The following is a 17783-nucleotide window of genomic DNA, read 5'->3' as shown; positions in this document are numbered from 1 at the left end:
TGGTCATTTGTGGCTTTTTCACCCCAAAAGTGAAGCCGTTAGCCTTCATCGTTGGCCCCTTTTGGTTCTTCGATAGACACACACAAAACGGCATTGCCCTGTACGGGGGCCGTGTGCGGTTGGCGATTCCCCGACGGTTGTAATAGACAGTTCATCCCCAAGGCATGACTGGTAAAATCCCCTGGATTGAGCACACGCCATTGAACAGTAGGTAATTACTCACATTGATCACGATTGGCCGCCCATTGTCATGTCAATGCCAATTTCATCATGCGAACTCCTGTAAGTATGAGGTAGGAACTTAGGAACACGTAATAGCAAGTTATGGATGAAATAAGAATGTGAGGTATAATCACAGTGTGAGGTGGCAACGCCATATGTTTACAAGTCGAGATTAGCCCAGAAGTGCTTGTAGTCGGGTACGGAATTCTGTTGTGAGGAACTTCGGCAACCGGCGTTCAGTGTAATAACTGCGAGTTGACTGGCCATGGTGTTACGCATGACTATACAGGGCAAATCGGCAGATGCATATGGGACGTACGGGCGGTTATCGTCAACGCCAGCTTGATGCTTTTCCTAAGAAGGTGGTGGTATCCATTGCGTGTGATACGCAGAACAACTCTTGTGATCTCTGTGCTGGTCATTGTCGCTCTGGGAGTACGGTTTTTCGGCGGATCATTTACTTCGAGAGGTGCTTTGCTTCCGATGCTTCATAGCCGCAAGAATGCAACTGTTGTCGATGATTTGAATTTTGGATGGGCTCAAGTCTACGTCGTCAAAACGAACTCAGGGTACGTGACTGCCGTTGTTCAGCGACAGGGATTATTTTGGCACTTGCTCGCAACCGGCGTGACGAACAAGACTTCGGATCCAGTGCAAACTATCAGTCGATCCAGCGTCGATGTGAACGGTCATCAGCTCGGCGTTTTAGCCGTAGAAACTACCACCACTCATGTGCGAGCTATTGAAGTAGGTCCGCTTAAGGGCGGGCCAACTTCACAAATACAGAAAAAAATAATTACACCGGGTCATCCGATTGTCTTTACGTGGAAGAGCACTATTGTAAACTATCAGGCGGTAGCGCTGTCGAACAAGGGAAAGGAACTATACTACTACGGATATCCGAAAAATACGAACACAATTAATTCCTCCCAACTCAGGTGGTATCCGGCGTCCTAATTATTATTGCGATTCTTGGTCCGCATCATCGCTATTTCCATTGTGTACGCAGGCGTAACGAGTCGCATGTTTTCACCAGATACGAATGGGACACTTCAATTATTCGGGTCGCGAGGAGTCGCTAACTTCAACATTCCCGCACTAACGGGCAGACGTATTACATAAAAACTGAGGTTGATTCATTAAGGTAGGATGTGTTTGGATGCATGTTCACGTGACTACTTATGGAGCGGTCTCTGCCGTTCTAACTTTAGTGAATGCCAACATTGCTCAGTGCAAAAATCGGAGTGGGCTTAATTGGTTTGGTATCTCAATCATTCTTGGACCTCTGGCGACGCTGATACTTGCGTTTACAGACAAGCTACCCAACCCGAAGTCAGCAGAGTGACAGTTTCATTATTGTCAGAATATCAGCGCTGCACAGAGGAGGCGTTCGATGAGGCGGCCCATACGACTCGCATTAAGTGTCGGTGCCCTACAAATGGTTTATCTAGCCGTTGCTTTTGCGGTTTGGAATTTGGTGAGATATCATGGTAGCGCTACTGGTATTGCAACTGCTGTCATTTCAATCATTGTGATTTTAATAGCGTGGATTGCAAATCCAATCTTATGCGCCTATACTGCCAACCAACTGTTAATCGGTAAGAAAATAGTAATTGCAGTCGGGGTTTTCTTTTTATATTTCGTGACCGCTCCCGTGTTCAAATACGTGAGCTATTTAGCATGGATGCACGGCAGCGGGTATTATGCCTATCTTCTGATACCCAATCAAAAGACAATGAATTTTGAAACGTTTGCTGCCAATGTAGTTGTTAATGTGATTGGCGTATTTGTTGTAATGGTCGAGTTTGTAGTTGCTTTCTATATCTTCTCCATCGTTTCTAGAGCGGAGTCGAAGAAAGGAGCGCTGGACCTTTAACTTGACCTCATGAGAACGACTTATATCCGAAGTACACGTAGTCCCTCGACATAAAGTGATAATCAGACAAACCAGCAAATACGAAGCAAACCCCAAGATATTGGGCTAAAGGGGGGGGGAGTCTACACAAGCTGCGCGTTCCTGAATCTGCATGGATATGCGTTGCCGATGGCAACGCCGAAACGCCGCTATCGGGCAGGAGTACGACACAGTGAAGGTGGCTCAACAATATGAATTTCAACCGCTTAATCCCCGAACTGAGCGTGTCTAATTTTCAGCGCAGTCTCTCGTTTTATACTCAAGTATTGCCGTTCTCTGTGGATTTTCAGAGACCAGAACATCGCTTTGCATTTCTTAGTTTGCAAGGCAGCCAAATAATGATCGAACAGCAGAATGGTCACTGGGAGACGGCTCCCTTGGAATACCCCTACGGACGGGGAATCAACCTTGCTCTTCAAGTGGACGACTTGGATGACGTGCTAAGACCTGTCAAGTCCCACCACTATCCAATAAAACTAGGTCCAGAGGAAAATTGGTATCGTATGAACGATGAGGTGTTAGGAAACAAAGAGGTGCTCATCGTCGATCCCGATGGATATCTGCTCAGATTTTTACAGCATCTTGGTTCCCGATCACTGAGTACAGCAGCTGAAAGTACCTGAACATGCACCTCCATTTTGGAGGCGGTCTTGCGTTACTGGGCACGAGCGTTGGAGCGGGGGAGAAAGCAAGGTGTTTGCGACGCGAAAGAGAACTGGAGAAGAGGCAAGTTCAGGAGACGATGCGTGAGTTACTATTTGTGCCTTGTACCGTTTGGTCAACTGCCCCGGCACCGGGGCGGTTTTGTTTTGGGTGGAAATATCAAAAGGAAACCTTTACAGAAGTTTGTAACAAAATATCGATAAAAGTCACTAATCAAATGGAAAGGGGGATGAAAGGTGGAAGAACAAAGCGTCTCCGATGTCGCTCTGATGCTATTTGAACAGCACGGTGATGAAATCTATCGGTATGTCTTATATACCGTTACCGACGAGTCGGACACCGAAGACATCGTCCAGGATATTTTCCTTCGTGTACTGCAGTCATGGAAGCGGTTCAATCATAAGTCGAGTCCGAAAACATGGCTCTGGTCCATAGCAAACAATTGTGTGCGGGAGTACTTCCGGAAGAAGAGAAGGCAACAGGCAATTATTCCGCTGATTGATGACTTTGCGGACGAATCGGTGTCGGATGTGCTAGACGAACTGAATTTACAAGATAGCCTGAGACAGCTAAATGTAATACAGAGACAGGTGTTTGTCGAGCGGGTGATTCACAAAAGAAGCACATCGGAAACAGCTGTACTTCTTAACTGGAGTCAAGCTAAGGTACGGACGACGCTGCATCGTGCCATAGTAAAACTTCGAGAAGTTCTTGCGAGAGGAGATGATGTTCATGCGTGAGGTAGATAAACTTCGACTGAAGTATGACAAGCTAACTGAGCGAAAAATGCCAAGAGAGTTGAGAAACAAGATTTACAGCATAATTGAGGAACACCGTAATACAGACCATGAAGGTACGCTAAGGTCTAGACGCAAGCACTTTGATCGACTCACAACCAGCGTCGCCGTAGTTGCAGCCGCATGCGTGACAGCGTTAATCATAGTGGGCGTCATGATACATGTCGCGCAACAATACACTAGTGCGTCGTCTATTGAAAACACACCTCGGCAAAACACAATCAAGGTTGATCAACCATTTTTGAGGATTCAGCACAAAGTGAAGTTCACTGTTTTGAAACCAAGGATAAGTGGAACGAATTGGAATATCAGTGGCCTGACCGTTTCTACTACCCCCCCAATGATTCACAATAAGATCGATCAGGTTATGTTCTTCCTATACGACTCGACTAACAAACTGAGCTTCTCGGTAACAGAGATGGCTGGCGCCCAGGTTGCGCAGGGAAGAAGTCAAGTCATAAAGATTGGGAATATAAATGCCGTGGAGTATTTCAACAGTCATGGAGCCGTTGACGGTATCATATTGGAGTCAAATGGAACTAGTTGTTCAATAATTTACATGCAACCCATAGAGAAGGCACCGAAGAATTCGCAACCGATACTAAGTGCCGCCAAGCTGTTCGTAAGTGGACGATGATGTCAGTTTCTGAAGAACAGGGGGGTGGCGAACAGGTCTCTCCATCCGCTGACAACTGGATTTTCCAAGGCAGCGTTTTAACATTCGTGATATAGTGGGGTGATGAAAAGACATGCCCCTCCGCCGCTTTGGGTCGGGGATCGGGATCAAAGGAGAATTTGATTGATTCGTGTAAAGGATATTTCCGTTTCATTTGGCAGTCGCATTTTGTTTGAAGATGTGAACCTCAGCTTTGATGAGGGGAATCGGTATGGTTTGATCGGGGCAAACGGGGCAGGCAAGTCAACGTTCATGAAAATTCTCGTTGGCGACTTTGAACCGACTACGGGTACGGTCACAGTGCTGCCCGGCGTACGGGTTGGTGTGTTGCGGCAAGATCACTATACGTATGACGATTGCCGCGTCCTCGATACAGTTCTGATGGGATATCCGGAACTGTGGGAGGTTATGCAGGAGCGTGAGCGTCTCTATGCACTGCCAGAGATGTCCGAAGAAGAGGGGATGCGCGTCGGCGAACTTGAAAGCGCATTTGCCGATATGGACGGGTACTCTGCTGAATACTTTGCAGCCGAACTACTCGAAGGACTCGGCGTTGCGGTGGAGAAACACAGTGAACCTATGAGTTCACTCGTCGGCGGGTTCAAATTGCGTGTCTTGCTAGCGCAAGTGCTGTTTGGTCGTCCAGATGTCTTGCTGCTCGACGAGCCCACCAACCACCTGGATTTGGACTCCATTCGTTGGCTCGAGAATTTCTTGTTGACGCACAAAGGGACGATGGTGATTATTTCGCACGACCGTCATTTCCTCAACACCATCTGCACCCATATGGTCGACGTTGACTATAAGCAAATTTCCCTGTTCTCCGGAAACTACGATTATTTCGTAGCAGCCAGTACGCTAGCGCGCGAGCAGTTGGTTGCGGAAAACCAGAAGAACCTCGCTAAAATTGCAGAACTTCGCGAGTTTGTGCAGCGCTTTTCGGCGAACAAGAGTAAGGCCAAGCAGGCTACGAGCCGACAGAAGCAGATTGAGAAAATTGACATTCAAGAAGTCCGCCCATCCTCGCGGGTATCGCCCTATATCAAATTCACGTCGAAGCAGCAGCTCGGCAAACAAATTGTGTCGCTCGATGGCGTTAACAAATCGTTTGGTGATTTGCAGGTGCTGAAAGACGTCAGGTTTGACATCATGAATGGAGAGAAAGTCGCCATCATTGGGCCAAACGGTATTGGTAAGACGACGCTACTTAATGTCATGATGGGTGAGCTTTCACCAGACAGCGGTACAGTCGTTTGGGGCCAGTCGGCGGATGCGACGTATTTTACGCAGGACCACAACGACACCATCCGGACGGATACGACGGTCATTGAGTGGTTGCGCAGTTTTGATCCGGAAATGGATCAGCAAGGCATCCGCAGTATTCTCGGCCGTATGCTGTTTTCGAAAGATGAAGTGCATAAATCAACAAACGTGCTGTCCGGTGGAGAGGCAGCACGCTTGATGATTGGCAAGATGTTGCTCTTACAGGGCAATGTACTGGTACTCGACGAACCAACAAACCACCTCGATTTGGAGTCAATTGACGCGCTGTCAAAGGCGTTAGTGGAGTTCTCTGGCGGCGTTATCTTTGTTTCACACGCTCGCCAGTTGGTCACTGACGTAGCGAACCGCATCATTGAACTTACGCCCGGCGGGCTGGTCGACTTTGCAGGGTCGTATGACGAATACCTCGCAAAACGCGACGACATTGTCAGAGCTTAATTGCAGAAATTCTGGGATACAACTGGACTGCCAATTCTATCGGCAGTCCAGTTGTATCCCGTCTTCCGTTGAGCCGTGATCTAGTTTATCAGGCCTAGTTTCGTTGCAATTGTGAACCCGGATGATCCAACGTTAAAACATTTGCGAAGTCCGATTAAATTGGGTCCGAAACTTGACTCGAGTATAGACCAGTGCATGACCAGTCCAGGGTGCATGGTCCACACTGCCTGGCTATCGTCCCCAGGGATACAATGCCAGCGACCACTTCGATGTCGTCTACGCTCAAAACAATCCAAGGGTCCCCGTATTCCAAAGTGATTTCATCACTCGCATCATGTGGCTAAACCTCGGCGAACTCGCAATCCAATTGTCCGTAAGAGACGGCTGAGATATTGACGCCTGCAGCAGGTGTTTGTTGTAGGTCTGCCCGGAGTAGTTCTGCGTCGTCCTGCCAAATTTCGAGTAGGAAGCGGGTGTTTGCCCCGCTGTTTGTTGTGGTAGCAGAGCGTTTAGGCGGCGTGCCGGGTTTGCCGCTCACGCTTGGTTTTACGCATGGACTGCGACGCAAGGTCATCAGAGGGAGTGCGAAACATGAATTTCAGGGGAACGGCATATAGTTCACCTGCTGATGTTGCATGTTAACGACATGGACTTTTCTTTCACCATGAACCAATGACACCGGTTGTGTGTCTTTGTAGTGACTTTTCGTTGGGGAGGACTCAGATGTCAAACCGCCTGCCCCGGACACCAAAATTCGCGCCGGGCAGACCGCCAGCGCGCAGCCTGATTTTCTCTTCCGTATCGTTAGTCCTTGGGCTAGCACTGGTCGCCGGATTTTTGTATCTTGACCGAGACAATCATATCTCTAAACTTGTGCACTCTTCCGGCTCAGGCAGTGTTGTTGCCGCGATATTGATTATGGCAGTTGCAAGTCTAACCCCCTTGCCGACAGAGGGGGTATTACTGATGTGTCTAAAAATCTATGGCGCTACGTTCGGTTTGATTTATGCCTGGACAGGGTTCATTTTGGGGTCGCTTATTGCCTTTTGGATAGCGCGGACTTTTGGCAGTGAACTCGTTAGCAGTTGGGTTTCCAAAGAGCGATTTAATACCGTGAATTCATGGGTTACGCGACGCGGAACATTTGGACTATTAATCGTTCGATTGTCGCCAATACCGGCTTTTATAGTGAACTACATCGCAGGTATTCTGCCCTCTGTTTCGCTTTGGAACTACTTGTGGACGAGTGTTGTAGGCATTATCCCGTACTACTTAGGGATTACACTGATTTTCCTTGGCGTGGCACGTCGAGACTTGATTACCGTGTCGGCGAGTGTCATAGCCGTACTTCTCATCTGGTTGATTGGCTATTGGTTACAGCGTCGGGGGAGACACTTGGCCGAACGCGAACGCCAAGAATCAACGGAGAATAAACGGTGAGTGCGGATTTTGGTTGGATTCTATAGATTTGCTTCAAAGTGAAGCTTGAAGTCCTGGTCGTTAATCATCCCGTCAATGACCTCGAAGCTGTCATTCATGACATTATAACTTGTGTTGACGTTGAAGAAACCGAAGTTGCCTGCCTTGGCGGCTGAATACTTTTGATTGGCATCCCAACCACCGATGTTGATTTGCCCCAGAAAAACCCCTGCGTTCTGCTGTGGCGTCATGGTGTTTACAGCCCCGCTCAAAATTAATACTGGAATTGCAATCCCCTCCTCATTCGTAAGAGCGCGTGTTCATCGCGCAATGATTCCCGCGAGTGAGACTACACATTTCCTTCTGCGTCTGGGCTGAATTGCTGTGTGTTGACTATTCCATCGATAAATTCAAAGCTGTCATAGAAGAAATTGAACGGTTGGATATTGACACTCAACAGGTCAAAGTTACCGGTTTTGGCGGCCTGGAACTTCATGTTCGCTTCCCAACTGCCATTGTTGATTTGCCCGATAAAGGTCCCTGCATTCTGCTGTGGGGTGTAGGAGTTGTTGGCACCAATGAATACGATAGCCGGTATGGTGATCTCCTCCTCTCGTACTCGGTTGCCCTGTTGATGTAACTGTCCGTGAACCCTCGACTACAGTGTGTCGTGAAGTGATTGGTTCACTGTATTCTCAACGTGTTTGTCTAGATACACGAATCCGTCAGGTGACAGTTACTTAGAAATTTGCACTGATGATCGGTTTGAAATCTTGGTCGTTCATAACACCGTCTATCACCTCGAAATTATCGAACAGATAAGCTTGCTGGTTCAAAATGATATTGTTAAAGCCGTATACAGCTCCGTGGGCCATGTTCAGCTTCTGGTTCGCGTCCCATCCGCCACAGTTGATTTCGCCAATGAAGACGCCCCCATTTTGCTGTGGAGTGTTTGTGTTGATGGCACCGAAGTATATCAGTGATGACATTCGCCGCCCCTCCTGTTACCGTGACAGTACCTTGAAGTCTTGGTCCTGGATTGGCGCGTCGATTACGTCTCGGTCCTCGACATAGTTGAGGTTCTGCATTTCGACATTGCGGTGTCCGAAAGTTGTGCCTTGGGCGCTGTTCTGCTTGGAGTGTGAGTCGATTCCGGTGATTTGGACGTCGCCGACAAAGACACCGGAGTTTTGTGAGATCGTTGTCACGTTAATGTTGTCGAAAGCAACCTGTGTCACTTTGGGGACGGCGGAGTCGCTTTGATAAATCTTTACGTCACGGTCGTCAATCGGCGTGTCTACGGAATCGTTGTCGTATACGAGGTTGATGTTTCCGCGAATGAGGTTGTGTGACCCAACCGAACCAAATCCATTATTTGACTTTGAATGCCGGCTGATCCCGCACACGACGTTACGCGCGGAAATATAAACACCCGAGTTCCCAGTCATGGTGCCGACACAAGTAGTGATTGGAGAGGTTGCACGTTGTTGAATCATACGTTCATCCCCCATACGGGTTTGACGTCCTGATCGTTGATCACTCCGTCGATTAATTCTTGACCATCCACGGTTACGTTAATCGTAGTGGCTTCGATGTTTGAGGAGCCATAAATAGCGGCGTGTGCACTGTTAGTCTTTTGGTTCGCGTCCCAACCTGGGACACGAATATCCCCAACAAAAACCCCGGCGTTCTGTGAGGTTACGTTGACATTAATCCCCCGGAACGTAATGTAGCAGGGCAAGCGTGTCACTCCTTTCTGCCAGGGGCTGTAAAGCGTAGTTTGGTCGTAGCGAAAATCTATGTCAGACACAGAATGTCCTAGTCCATAGGGCGCAATTGAGGTCTATTTCTGGTGGGGAGGAAAATGCCGCTAGCCAAAGGCCAGCGGCATGTAGTGGAGTGGAGAATGCTCATCGCTACGGTGTCAGTCGCTTTGAAGCGGCGGGGCGGTCACCCTAGGACGCCGTCGGGATCTCCATGATGCGCTTGAGTAGCGCTGACTCTGGAACGGCGCCTTCGACGAAGATTGACTTGCTTTGGTTCATGACAGTCTTTGGGACGCCGTACACGTCGAATTGACTTGCCCAATCTGGGAACTCGGTGCACTCGACCATACTGCCGACGATGGCAGGTGATTCATACGCAAGTTTATGCGCCAGGTGAACCGCAGCCGGGCAGTAGGGGCAAGTCGGCGTAACGAATACAGTGAGTTCAACAGGCTCGGTCAAAGTCTGGAGCGTTTGTTTTGTGGCTTCTTGCAAGCCGGAGTCTCGACTGGATACCATCAGGATATCTTCCAACAGAGTGGCGAATTCATATCCACTGGGAGCACCGTAGAACCGAATTCCGGTGTCTCGCAACGAATCGTCCGTAATGTGAAGAACCGGTGCTTTATCGATATTGAGCGCTTTGGCTCGGTCTTCGTCTGTATAAATGTTGTGGACGTTCAGCTGCAACAGGTTGTTTAACTCGCACACTTCTTGGAGAAGCTGCTTGACCTCTGCGCATGTATCACAGCCTAGCGTGGATTCAAAGAACTCCACGATGACGGACTCGCGCATGGGCCTAAGTCGCTCTTCAATGGCTGAGCGGTCCTTGTCTGAAAGCATGTTGCTCTCCTCCTAGTGTTCAGTCAGCAGCGATTCAAAAGAACTGGTGAATCAGTGTGCCGATGAGCCAAAGACTCCCGACTCCAATCGCGATCACCTGTCCGGGGCAAATGCCATTCCGCGAGCACGAACGCAACCATTGCATCGGTTTTCCTCCCTCATTGCATGACCTCTACTGCCAGTTGTCCCGGTTAATGCTTGACCGCGCAGCGGTTTGGGCCAATCTCAAGTTCTGATTTCTGTTCAGAACTAGCTTCGATTTGGCCGCGGTTGATGGCAATGACAGTCTCATGGTTGGGAGGGGTCACACCGACATTGCCAACGGCAATTCGTACAAACTCATCTTCGTCTTGCATGTGCAACATATCGTTGTTGGCGCGGATGGTGGATAACGGTTCGCCAACAAAACCGACTGAGTTAATCTCGCGGAAGTCAGAGTAATGGCCCGGAAGCACGAGCAGTTCATCAGGTAACTCGGCGATTGTCGTGCGCACCGTGTGGAACATCATTTGGGCCATTTCCTTCGCCCGGCCTTTCAAGTCAGAACGACCTAACCCGCTGACAAACAACGTGTCTCCCGACAGGAGAAACTTGTCGGCAATCAGGAAGCTGGTACTGCCCACGGTATGGCCAGGCGTCCGCAGTCCTACGACTTCGACATGTGTATCACCAAGTGAGAACTTTTGACCGGAGGTCAAAGCGTTGTATTGGAACGTTGCACCTTCGGTCTCTTCGGGCGCGATCCAGTAGTTCGCATCTGCCGCCCGTGCAAGTTCTACACCACCCGAGATGTGATCCGCGTGGAGGTGCGTGTCGAACACCTCACGGATGTTTACGCCGATCTGTTTGGCAAACTCGATGTAGCGGTCGATATGCCTTCCCGCGTCTACAACGATGGCCTCATCGCCGGAAGCAATCACGTACGAAAGGCATCCCTTGGCAAGTCGCATCACTTGGTAAATGGTTACCGATTCTGTGTCCACGGCCTTTACCGGCTCGTAAAACTCCGACCAAGCACCCATTCCGCCTTCCAGGTAAACCGCATGGTAGCCCTGTTCTTCTAGCATGTCGGCAGCTTCCTGCGCTGCCACGCCTTTCGCGCAAACAGTGACGACTTCACGGTCCTTCGGGATCTCGCTAAAAGACGCTATGCCGAACTCCTTCAGTTTGCTGTTCTGGATGTTCACGGATTTGAGTCGATCACCCTGAATGCGCCAGTCTTCGTACGCGTTCACAGCGCGCACGTCGAGAACGATTGCTCCTTGCTCGGAATCCATGCGCCGCTTAAGTTCCTCGGCAGTAATGGATCTCGGCATTGCTCCACCTCCTTATTCGACGTCTCCGTCCCAGAACATCATTCCGCCTCGGAGGTTCCGGATTTGCTCGTAGCCGTTGCGGAGAAGGAAATCACACGCTTGGCTGCTACGTCCACCACTGTGGCAGACGATGACGGCTTCGATGTTGGGGTCGATTTCCGTAAGACGTCCAGGCAATTCGCCAAGCGGGATCAATTTTGAACCGGCAATGTGACCAGACATATACTCCCCTGGTTGGCGAACATCAATAATTTGCAAAGGTTGTCCGGTAGTCATACGCTGCTGTACGTCATTAGCTGTCCATTGTGTAATCATCAGTTCATCTCCTGTTGGTTGTTTGTTTCAGCATTAGCCGTTGATTAGGCGTTCATTAGCCGTTCCAGCTAGCTAGTCCTCCGCGCAGTGATTTCACATTAGAATAGCCGTGCTCTAAAAGAATCTGGCAGGCTTGTTTGCTGCGATTCCCGGACCGGCAGATTACAACCGTTTCGCGGTCTCGACGGACCTCATCTAATCGATAAGGCAAGACACCGAGCGGAATCAACGTGGCACCTTCAATATGCCCAGACCGGTATTCGTCAATCTCTCGGACGTCCACTAACTGTGCGTGTGTACCGCTGAGTAAGGCGTGTTTCAACTGCCCCACGGAAATTTCTTGGCATTCCATGATCGCCATCGCCCCCCTTCACAATGCGCATAGCTTCGTTATAATACCCCTTAGGGTATATTGTCAAGCTACCTAGGTCGCAAAATACAAAAAGTGCCCTATTAGGGCATGTTACTGACGTCGATTTCCAAAATCTTCGGCACAGGAGTTACCGACTCTTCAACAAAAGGTCCATGGCCTGCTTCACTGTGTCATGGGAATCACTGCTGTTCGCGATATCTTGCCGAATACACTGTTCGAGGTTCTCGACCACCATCGCAGCGATGGCCTTGTCCACCGCGCTGCGAATCGCCGACAGTTGCACGACTACCTGGCCGCAATCTTTTCCGTTCTCCATCATCCCGAGTACGCCGCGGATTTGGCCTTCAATTCGACGCAGCCGATTAGACACCGCAGTACTGTATTCCATTTTTCTTCACCCTCGGACCAGAATGGATAATACCTTAAAGGGTATTTTATACCCCAAGAAGTACCTGTCAACTGGGCTTTGATCCCATCGTTTTTTGCCCGGTCTCGCTCTGTCATACCTATTGACTAAATACCCATGCAGGTATAAAGCGTCGCGTACAGTTGACCGACAACCTAGGGTCATCCGCCTGAGCGAACCAACAAGCTGAAAGCTGAGCAAACAGCCACGAGCGAAGGGGGCAGTTTTATTGACGGTTCACTTGACAGCCATTCAGACGGTTCTCGCGCTGTTGTCCGGCGGCCTTGTCGGTTTCACGCTTGGTCTGATCGGTGGCGGTGGGTCTATTTTGGCCGTTCCACTCCTCCTGTACGTAGTCGGTATTCAAGACGCTCACGTCGTAATCGGCACGACAGCGCTCGCTGTAGCTGTCAATGCGTTCTTCAACTTGATTCCGCACTGGCGGTCCGGGCACGTTCGCTGGAAGCCGGCCATCTCGTTCGCATTGCCCGGCGCAGTGTCGGCCGTGGTCGGTTCGATGATTGGAAAATCGGTGAATGGTAAAGCTTTACTGTTTTTGTTCGCGATTTTGATGCTGGTGATAGCTGGGAAGATGCTGATGACAAAACAACCGAGGAAGGATGACCAGAGTCGCGGTTTTCGCATCACGCGAGTCCTCGCGACTGGGGCGGCTACTGGACTCATCTCTGGGTTTTTCGGCATTGGCGGTGGGTTCCTAATCGTGCCAGGACTCCTCTTTGCGACGGGTATGACGATGATCGATGCGATTGGCAGTTCGCTGTTTTCGGTCGGTATGTTCGGTTTGACGACGGCAGCATCGTACGCCATCTCGGGTCTTGTAGACTGGTGGGTATTTGTCCTCTACATTGTCGGCGGTATTAGCGGCGGGGTTGGTGGAGCCGCTGTGTCAACTCGGTTGGGGAAGAAGAAACGGTTGTTACAAGTGGTTTTCTCCGTGATTATCGTCATCGTAGCTGTTTACATGTTGTACGATAACCTGAAAGTCGTTCATTTGTAGACGCCCGCTGGTTGCGCACCCTCGGCGTCAGGGTAGGACGGAGTGATGACCGTGCGCCACAGTTCCAGCGACCTTGGGATTCGACCGAACCTGAGACAGTTTTTATGGCTCGTCCTGATGACCGTCTTCGTGGGGATGACGGTAGGGTTGGAGCGTACCGTGGTGCCTTTACTCGGGAAAAATGTCTATCACATCACATCGCTGACGTTGATTTTTACGTTTATCATGGCCTTTGGAGTCACTAAAGCTGCGCTGAATTTGGTGGCTGGCCAACTGTCAGACACAATGGGTCGGCGCCCAATTCTGATTGCTGGATGGTTGCTCGGTGTGCCGATGAGCGCTCTGCTGTTGTTCGTACACAGTTGGACGGCTATTGTGATCGCAAACATCTTTCTTGGGGCAAACCAGGCGTTCGCCTGGACAATGACGGTAACGCAGCAACTTGACCTTGCAGGGCCTAGGCAACGAGGGCTAGCAATGGGCATCAACGAGGCGACTGGATACATCGGAGTTGCCATTTCGACGGTTCTCACGGGCATCATCGCGGCACACTATGGTCTCGCTCATGCGCCATTTCTGTACGGCGCTGTTGTTGTACTGATTGGTCTTACTGTGAGTGTACTCGTCATCCGAGAGACCCGTGGACACGTCCTGAACGAGACGCGCAGACATGCAGGTCAAAGAGGTGAGCCTGGGATCGGAACCCGGGGCGGCCTCAGGGTTGGTCAGATTTTCTGGATGACGACAATTGCGAACCCTACGCTGTCCGCGTGCAGTCAGGCTGGATTAGTGAACAAGCTCGCTGATGCATTGGTCTGGGCTGTCCTGCCGCTGTACCTAGCAGAACTCCACGTTCCCATTGCGCAGATTGGGTTCATCGGCGGGACGTATACCATGGTGTGGGGGTTTGCACAGTTTGGGACAGGGATGTGGTCCGACAGGGTTGGTCGAAAGCTGCCTGTTGTGGCTGGAATGGGCTTGCTTGGTATAGGGATTTTGCTTTTTGGAATCAGTCATACTCTCCCTTGGTGGATGGCTTCGGCGGCAGTCATGGGCTTTGGCATGGCATTACTCTATCCGAACTTGAACGCTGCCGTTGCCGACATCGCTCCACCGCAGGCGCGTGGCGGCGTGCTCGGAGTCTATCGCTTGTGGCGAGATGGCGGATACGCAATCGGCGGGCTTTTGCTGGGCGTATCCATTCACTCCATCGGCATGCTGAGCAGTCTATACTTAATTGGCATTGTCGTGCTCATCTCCATGACAGTTTTACTGTTTCGTATGACGGAGACCCACCCTCGGCGCGGACGGCAGTCGTGATGTAGAACCAAGCTCCGCCCGGGATTTCGCGTGATGGGGCGGCAGTGCCGTTCTGTGAAGTTGGGGTCAATCTTCTCTAAATATCATGTAAATGGGGTGGACTAGGCGAAACTGACAGCACTCATATGCTGTTATCTGTAGTAGGATGAGAGGTAAGAACGCGATTTTGAAGAAGGGATGTTGTACATACCGATGCATTGGTCGCAAATTATCATTACTGCTCTGGTCCAGGGGATTACGGAGCTGTTTCCAGTGAGCAGTGTTGGACATGCTGTGATGCTCCCGTACCTGCTGCACTGGACAAACATCCTCAAATCGAAGCAGTTTCTGCCGTTTGTTGTCATGTTGCACTTGGGCACGGCTTTAGCGTTGTTCATCTACTTCATCCGAGACTGGATTGAACTGATTGGCTCCTTATTTCAGTCGTCTCGCTCGTCTCGCGTTCGCGCGCAAAAGCGCACGTTCCTTTTGATTGTTGTCGCGACGATTCCTGCCGCCATTATCGGGAAGTTGTTCGAACACAAGTTTCAGGCGTTGTTCCCGTCAGCGGTTTCGGCAGGTATTTTTCTCGCCATCAATGGTTTGGTACTGCTCCTCGCTGACCGTTGGAGCCGCCGCGCGGGGAACCGTGAAATTCGACAGATGACCTATCTGCAGAGTTTCCTTGTCGGCTGTGCGCAGGTGCTCGCCTTAATTCCTGGCTTTTCGCGCTCCGGTGTCACCATGACTGCCGGCATGGGCCTTGGTTTCTCGTATGAAGAGTCTGCTCGATTCAGCTTCTTGTTGGCCACACCCATCATCGCAGGCGCAGGTGTTCTCGAGGTGCCGAAGATGCTAAAGGCGCACGCACCACACATGCTGAGCGCAGGGATTGTCGGCGGACTGCTTGCAGGCGTTGTGGCATTCCTTAGCACCGCGTTTTTGATGCGCTACTTCCGTACACATGAAGTGCGGGCGTTCCGCCCGTTTGCGGCGTATTCTATCGTGGTCGGTGTCATCGTCGCAGGTCTGGCAGTCGCTCACATCCACTTTTAAGCACATCGCAACTAGCGCACAAACACCCCCGAGCCCAATCAGGGTTTGGGGGGTGTTTGTGCACGTGCGAACCTCATTTAGTTGGGAAACTCAACGCCAGTACAGGCGGTGCCAACGCAGACAAAGCGCCGCGACGAGCAGGCCGAGAGCTGCCCACAGCACAGCCATCGCCAAAGGGCTAATCCCAGCGAGGATTCGGTCGACTGCAAAGAAGGAACGGACTGCTGTGGTGTAAAGAGAGACAGCGGCGTGCAGGCCGGCGGGGGAGCCTAGGCTGGCCCAAACCAATAAACAAGCCGTCACAACCAAGCCGCCTGCTGTTCCAAGGCTGACGACTGCCAGAGACCATGAGCCGCGCGTAGTTGCACGGTTTTCCTGTGTCCGCGCAATCTCAAGCAACCGCTCTTTTAGCTCTGGCGGAGGCGTGGGGTGTGGCGCGCTTCGTGTTAACTGTTCAACGATGAAGTCGTTTTTCACAATCTGCCTCCTTCTGCCAGCGCTTTTTCAACCGCTCGCGTCCTCTGTGCAGGTAGTTGCGGACCTGGAACAGCGTGGCGTCCATGACTGTAGCCACTTCCTGGTACGACAATTCTTCGCCGTAGAACAAGCTAATTGCCACACGCTCTTTGTCCGGCAGTTCCCGCACCCAGTCCCAGATACGGGACTGTTCCCAACGCAAAATCGCCTCATCCTCAGTGTTCCCCGGATCAACCCAAGTCTCCAAGTCGATCACGTCGTGTGAGCGCCAGCGCCAGTGTGCTTGACGTCGCGATCGCAAAAATGCCCGCGTTGCGATTGTCAACAGCCAGGTCCGCACGGAGGAGTCCCCGCGAAACTGCTCAAAGTGGCGGAACGCGCTCGTGAAAGTCTCTTGTGTCAGGTCCGCCGCGTCATGCGGGTTTCCGGCGTAGCGAAGGCACCAGCGATAAACATCCTCGTAGTAGTCCTCTACCCACTGTTGGTACAGTGATTGCGGTTCCTTGTTCATCGAGGAACCCTCCGTCTGTGTCATTACCTGCATTATGCGCTTACGCGTTCTGACCGACAAGATTCTTTTGACTGATCTGAAACAAAGCTGGAGTTTGGGGCTCTCATAGATGAAAGAGCTCGCATGGGGGTGAGTGACTATGATGTTGACGAAGAAGACGAAGGTGGTCTCAGTTACCGTTCTGTCCTTGGTGTTTGTAGCCGTACTAGCCGGGATGGTCGCTGTCCTGTCCCGGACTGTGAGTGGGGGATTGGCTGACTTTCGGTTTGTCGGGGTTTCGACCCCAGTTGCTGGTGGATACCTCAACAAGCAACTCCACCAGTCTTTTACAGTGCCATCCACGAAGACCTTTGACTTTTCCACGCCGCTCGGCGAGTTGACTGTGCTTCCAACTTCCGGTCGGCAAATTCAGGTGGACGCTTCTGTTCAGGTCTCAGGCGCGTTCGGAGTTCCGCTGTCACAGGCACAAAAACAGATTAAGTTCACAGCAACCAACGATCAAAGCGGTAGCAACGTAACTCTGACTTCCCCACATGGTACACTCCACAGGGTAACGATCACGATTTACGTCCCACAGGGAGCGCGCTTGCAGGTAGAGAACTCTCTGGGAAAGATTCGGGTGCAGGGCGGTTCCTACCAAGACCTGAGTTTGCACGCGAACATGGGAGCTGTGGACGTGTCTGCGGCTGTCACCGACGCTTTGTCGATTCAGGCGAACATGGGTGAAATCACGTACACCGGCCCTCTCGCGAAGCAAAATAACTTCGTCAACAACATGGGTAGCATCACAGTTAACGACACAAAGGCGCAAAAGGTACAGTACAACTTGTCGACAAGCTTGGGGCAATCAAGCGTCAATGTGCCGAGCGCAAACGTGGTGGCATCCGGTAATCAACTGTCGGATACAGTACCAGGATTGGGCCCGCTTGCCGTCCTGACCTGCACAAACAACATGGGCTCGATTCACTTCCAGGGAGTGTGACTGCACA

Annotated in this window: 22 protein-coding genes; 12 read left to right on the top strand and 10 right to left on the bottom strand. The window is 51.0% G+C overall.

The genetic code is table 11. The features are described from left to right. Positions 1-597 precede the first annotated feature (597 nt). From JC200_RS09095 to JC200_RS09060, 7 genes are all read left to right on the top strand, one after another. On the top strand, positions 598-1179 hold the full coding sequence (locus JC200_RS09095) for a hypothetical protein (protein WP_274435944.1): 582 nt from the start codon (positions 598-600) through the stop codon (positions 1177-1179). A 436-nt stretch (positions 1180-1615) separates the two neighbouring features. Further along, the gene (locus JC200_RS09085) at positions 1616-2098 is read left to right on the top strand and encodes a hypothetical protein (protein WP_274435942.1); all 483 of its coding nucleotides are present in this window, start codon (positions 1616-1618) and stop codon (positions 2096-2098) included. A gap of 230 nt (positions 2099-2328) precedes the next feature. Further along, complete coding sequence (locus JC200_RS09080) at positions 2329-2760, top strand: bleomycin resistance protein (protein ID WP_274435941.1); 432 nt, start codon at positions 2329-2331, stop codon at positions 2758-2760. A gap of 276 nt (positions 2761-3036) precedes the next feature. Then, positions 3037-3540, top strand: coding sequence for an RNA polymerase sigma factor (locus tag JC200_RS09075; protein WP_274435940.1), 504 nt, complete (start codon positions 3037-3039; stop codon positions 3538-3540). Beyond that, positions 3533-4234 (top strand): hypothetical protein, encoded by a 702-nt coding sequence (locus tag JC200_RS09070; RefSeq protein ID WP_274435939.1) that lies wholly within the window; start codon positions 3533-3535, stop codon positions 4232-4234. The genes JC200_RS09075 and JC200_RS09070 overlap by 8 nt, the downstream gene beginning before the upstream one ends. 162 nt (positions 4235-4396) lie before the next feature. Beyond that, entirely contained in the window at positions 4397-5995 is a 1599-nt protein-coding gene (locus JC200_RS09065) for an ATP-binding cassette domain-containing protein (protein ID WP_274435938.1), read from the top strand. 723 nt (positions 5996-6718) lie between these two features. Then, entirely contained in the window at positions 6719-7435 is a 717-nt protein-coding gene (locus JC200_RS09060) for a TVP38/TMEM64 family protein (protein ID WP_274435937.1), read from the top strand. 20 nt (positions 7436-7455) lie between these two features. Here the strand turns inward: JC200_RS09060 and JC200_RS09055 are convergent, their stop codons facing one another. Continuing rightward, positions 7456-7665, bottom strand: coding sequence for a hypothetical protein (locus JC200_RS09055; protein WP_274435936.1), 210 nt, complete (start codon positions 7663-7665; stop codon positions 7456-7458). Between the two features lie 92 nt (positions 7666-7757). Between JC200_RS09055 and JC200_RS09050 the strand changes: the two genes are divergently transcribed. Beyond that, positions 7758-8054 carry a hypothetical protein gene (locus JC200_RS09050; protein ID WP_274435935.1) on the top strand — a complete coding sequence of 99 codons (297 nt, stop codon included), beginning with the start codon at positions 7758-7760 and terminating at the stop codon, positions 8052-8054. 100 nt (positions 8055-8154) lie between these two features. Here the strand turns inward: JC200_RS09050 and JC200_RS09045 are convergent, their stop codons facing one another. From JC200_RS09045 to JC200_RS09015, 7 genes are all read right to left on the bottom strand, one after another. Continuing rightward, positions 8155-8403, bottom strand: coding sequence for a hypothetical protein (locus tag JC200_RS09045; protein WP_274435934.1), 249 nt, complete (start codon positions 8401-8403; stop codon positions 8155-8157). A gap of 15 nt (positions 8404-8418) precedes the next feature. Beyond that, positions 8419-8910 carry a hypothetical protein gene (locus JC200_RS09040; RefSeq protein WP_274435933.1) on the bottom strand — a complete coding sequence of 164 codons (492 nt, stop codon included), beginning with the start codon at positions 8908-8910 and terminating at the stop codon, positions 8419-8421. Between the two features lie 459 nt (positions 8911-9369). Further along, complete coding sequence (gene pdo / locus JC200_RS09035; protein ID WP_274435932.1) at positions 9370-10023, bottom strand: protein disulfide oxidoreductase; 654 nt, start codon at positions 10021-10023, stop codon at positions 9370-9372. Positions 10024-10214: 191 nt separating this feature from the next. Beyond that, complete coding sequence (locus JC200_RS09030; RefSeq protein WP_274435931.1) at positions 10215-11339, bottom strand: MBL fold metallo-hydrolase; 1125 nt, start codon at positions 11337-11339, stop codon at positions 10215-10217. A 12-nt stretch (positions 11340-11351) separates the two neighbouring features. After that, positions 11352-11654, bottom strand: a complete 303-nt coding sequence (locus tag JC200_RS09025; protein WP_274435930.1) for a rhodanese-like domain-containing protein — start codon at positions 11652-11654, stop codon at positions 11352-11354. 55 nt (positions 11655-11709) lie between these two features. Further along, the gene (locus JC200_RS09020; RefSeq protein ID WP_274435929.1) at positions 11710-12015 is read right to left on the bottom strand and encodes a rhodanese-like domain-containing protein; all 306 of its coding nucleotides are present in this window, start codon (positions 12013-12015) and stop codon (positions 11710-11712) included. 139 nt (positions 12016-12154) lie between these two features. Next, positions 12155-12415, bottom strand: a complete 261-nt coding sequence (locus JC200_RS09015; protein WP_274435928.1) for a metal-sensitive transcriptional regulator — start codon at positions 12413-12415, stop codon at positions 12155-12157. Between the two features lie 247 nt (positions 12416-12662). On the opposite strand from JC200_RS09015, the gene JC200_RS09010 reads away from it, so the two are divergent. From JC200_RS09010 to JC200_RS09000, 3 genes are all read left to right on the top strand, one after another. Further along, positions 12663-13451 carry a sulfite exporter TauE/SafE family protein gene (locus JC200_RS09010; RefSeq protein ID WP_274435927.1) on the top strand — a complete coding sequence of 263 codons (789 nt, stop codon included), beginning with the start codon at positions 12663-12665 and terminating at the stop codon, positions 13449-13451. 51 nt (positions 13452-13502) lie between these two features. After that, positions 13503-14771 carry an MFS transporter gene (locus JC200_RS09005; protein ID WP_274435926.1) on the top strand — a complete coding sequence of 423 codons (1269 nt, stop codon included), beginning with the start codon at positions 13503-13505 and terminating at the stop codon, positions 14769-14771. Positions 14772-14963: 192 nt separating this feature from the next. Next, complete coding sequence (locus tag JC200_RS09000; RefSeq protein ID WP_274435925.1) at positions 14964-15806, top strand: undecaprenyl-diphosphate phosphatase; 843 nt, start codon at positions 14964-14966, stop codon at positions 15804-15806. 90 nt (positions 15807-15896) lie between these two features. Here JC200_RS09000 and JC200_RS08995 read toward each other — a convergent pair whose 3' ends face one another. Together JC200_RS08995 and JC200_RS08990 are read right to left on the bottom strand one after the other, a co-directional pair. Then, on the bottom strand, positions 15897-16283 hold the full coding sequence (locus JC200_RS08995) for a hypothetical protein (protein WP_274435924.1): 387 nt from the start codon (positions 16281-16283) through the stop codon (positions 15897-15899). Continuing rightward, entirely contained in the window at positions 16261-16794 is a 534-nt protein-coding gene (locus JC200_RS08990) for an RNA polymerase sigma factor (RefSeq protein ID WP_274435923.1), read from the bottom strand. Before JC200_RS08990 ends, JC200_RS08995 begins: the two co-directional genes overlap by 23 nt. Positions 16795-16933: 139 nt before the next feature. Between JC200_RS08990 and JC200_RS08985 the strand changes: the two genes are divergently transcribed. After that, the gene (locus JC200_RS08985) at positions 16934-17776 is read left to right on the top strand and encodes a DUF4097 family beta strand repeat-containing protein (RefSeq protein WP_274435922.1); all 843 of its coding nucleotides are present in this window, start codon (positions 16934-16936) and stop codon (positions 17774-17776) included. Positions 17777-17783 lie beyond the last annotated feature (7 nt).

The organism is Alicyclobacillus sp. ALC3 (genome assembly GCF_028751195.1).
Taxonomy (GTDB): domain Bacteria; phylum Bacillota; class Bacilli; order Alicyclobacillales; family Alicyclobacillaceae; genus Alicyclobacillus_L.
Note: the sequence above shows the minus strand (reverse complement) of the source record. Positions and strands in the feature narration are given on the sequence as shown.